This window comes from Lamprobacter sp. (assembly GCF_034860625.1).
GTDB lineage: Bacteria > Pseudomonadota > Gammaproteobacteria > Chromatiales > Chromatiaceae > Lamprobacter.
The window spans coordinates 1-2,273 of the sequence record NZ_JAYESN010000375.1 but is presented as its reverse complement, the minus strand read 5'-3'; the positions used below and the strand labels follow the sequence as shown (position 1 = coordinate 2,273).

2 protein-coding genes are annotated in these 2,273 nt (G+C 66.4%); both read left to right on the top strand.

Annotated features, from left to right (window positions below; all coding sequences use genetic code 11):
- Positions 1 to 101: 101 nt before the first annotated feature.
- Positions 102 to 722 (top strand): hypothetical protein, encoded by a 621-nt coding sequence (locus VBE63_RS27725; RefSeq protein WP_323686215.1) that lies wholly within the window; start codon positions 102 to 104, stop codon positions 720 to 722.
- Between the two features lie 46 nt (positions 723 to 768).
- Positions 769 to 2,127, top strand: a complete 1,359-nt coding sequence (locus VBE63_RS27720) for a DDE-type integrase/transposase/recombinase (RefSeq protein ID WP_323686214.1) — start codon at positions 769 to 771, stop codon at positions 2,125 to 2,127.
- Positions 2,128 to 2,273 lie beyond the last annotated feature (146 nt).

The window sequence follows — 2,273 nt, the reverse complement described above, 5'->3', positions numbered from 1 at the left end:
TAAGCGCTGGATCGGCGCATCGGCGACAATCGCAAGACGCTCGATTCATCAGAAGAGGTGGCCCGCCCCGGTTTTGTCGCCGAGGGGCGGGCCGAGTGCCGGTGCAACTGCGAGTTGCCTACGCGAACACCGGCGAGGAGTACGTTAAGCGCCAGGGTTGGCAGCAGGCAACGCTGAGTCGTTGTCCGCTGCATCCGCAGGGCGACTGTGGTTTCGCCCGCCATGGCACCTATGCCCGCGTCTCCCCGCCCGGGACCTTGATCACCCGTTACGACTGCCCCGAAGGGCATCGCACCTTCAGTCTGCTGCCGGACTGCTATGCCGCGCGCCTGAGCGGACAGCTCAGCGAGGTCGAAGACCTGGTGCGTGCCGTGGAGCAGGCCCCGAGCCAAGCGGCGGCCTGTGCCACGCTGCGCCTGGAGATCGAACTGCCCGGCGTGCAACGTTTCGTGACGCGCCGCGTACAGGCGGTGCATGCGGCATTGGTCGTGATCAAAGGTCTGCTGCCGGAGCGTTTTGGCCTCTGTGCTCCGACGCTGCTGGCCTTTGCCCTCGTGCTCGGCGTCTCAGACGTCTTGGTGGCGCTGCGCGGGATCGCCGAGCCCTGGCTGCAGGAGCTGCCACGACCGCTTGGATTCAGCCCCCGGCGCCAGCCTGGGGGCGGGCGCGATCGCGCCCGCCAACACCGAGCGGGGGCGGACCCGCCCGGGCTGGTGGCCTAGGGTCACGCGTGCAGGCAACGGGCCTGCGTCTTGTGGACTCCTGAGCATGAATGACCCTGATACCGAGCGTCAGCAAGAGATCGCCCTGTTTCGCTATGGGGTGATCACCGAGCTGGTGCACTGGCCCAAGCAGACGAAGGGCCTGTACGCCGCCATGCAGGCCAAGGCCGAGCGCGACTACAGTATTCCCGGCAGTACCCGCACCCGCATCGCCACCGAGACCATCCGCGATTGGCTCAAGGCCTATCGGCGCGGGGGCTTCGAGGCGCTGATGCCCAAGCCCCGGGCCGATCGCGGCCAGGTGCGGGGGTTACCGCCGAGCGTTGTGGACGCGTTGTTGGCCACCAAGGAGGGCAACCCGGCACTGTCGGTCCAGCTGGTCATCCGCGCCGTGCGCGAGCGCCCCGATGTCCCGCCCGATCTGCCGCTGCCGCCCTCGACCGTGCACCGACTGCTGGCCCGTCATGGGTTGATGGAGGTGGCGAAAATCAACGGTGATCCCCAAGACCGACGCCGCTTTGCCTTCGAACAGGCCGGTGAGCTGTGGATGAGCGATGTCATGCATGGCCCCAGTGTCCTGGTCGGCGAGCGGGTCAAGCGCAAGACCTATTTGATCGCCTTCATCGATGATGCCACGCGGGTGATCCCGCACGCGGCCTTTGCGCTCTCGGAGAACACCGCCACCTTCCTGCCGGTGCTCGAGCAGGCGATCCTGCGTCGCGGCTTGCCGAAGAAGCTGTTCGTCGACAACGGCGCCAACTATCGTTCCAAGCACTTGGCGCTGGTCTGCGCCAAGCTCGGCATCGCGTTGATCCATGCCCGACCCTATCAACCGCAGGGCAAGGGTAAGATCGAGCGCTGGTTCAAGACCCTGCGCGCGCAGTTGCTGACCCGGCTCACGGAGGCCGACCTGGCCAGCCTCACGGCACTGAATCGTCGGCTGGCCGGCTGGATTGAGGGGGAGTATCACCACAGCCCGCATCGCGGCTTGGAGGGGATGACACCCTTGGAGCAGTGGGCGCGCACGGGCTCAGCGGTGCGCTTTCCCGAGCCCGATGTCGACTTGGCCGATCTGTTTCTGCTCGAGGCGGTGCGCAAGGTGCAGAAGGATCGCACGGTGAGCCTCAATGGGGTGCTCTATGAGGTGGAAGCCGCACTGGTCGGGGAGAACGTCACCCTGCGCTTTGATCCCAGTGCGCCGCCGCAGCGCCCGATCCAGGTCTGCTTCCAGGGTGAGCGACTGGCCATGGCGCGTCCGGTGGATACCGATGCCAATTGCTTCGTGAAGCGTGATCAGCGTTCGCGGACCTTGGCGGTCGAGGGCCCGGTCGCGGAGCCTGCACCCTCAGCGCTGCGTCTGCGTGAGCTTCCCGATACGGATCATGACGCACTGGAGGGACGCTGATGTATCGCAAGCACTTCGCCTTGACGGCGTTTCCGTTCGATCTGACGCCACCTCCGGATGCGCTGTTTGCCGCCGCCAGTCTGCGTGAGGCCGAGGCGCGGTTGAAGCATCTGCTGGAGCTGCGTGGCATCGGTCTGGTCACCGGG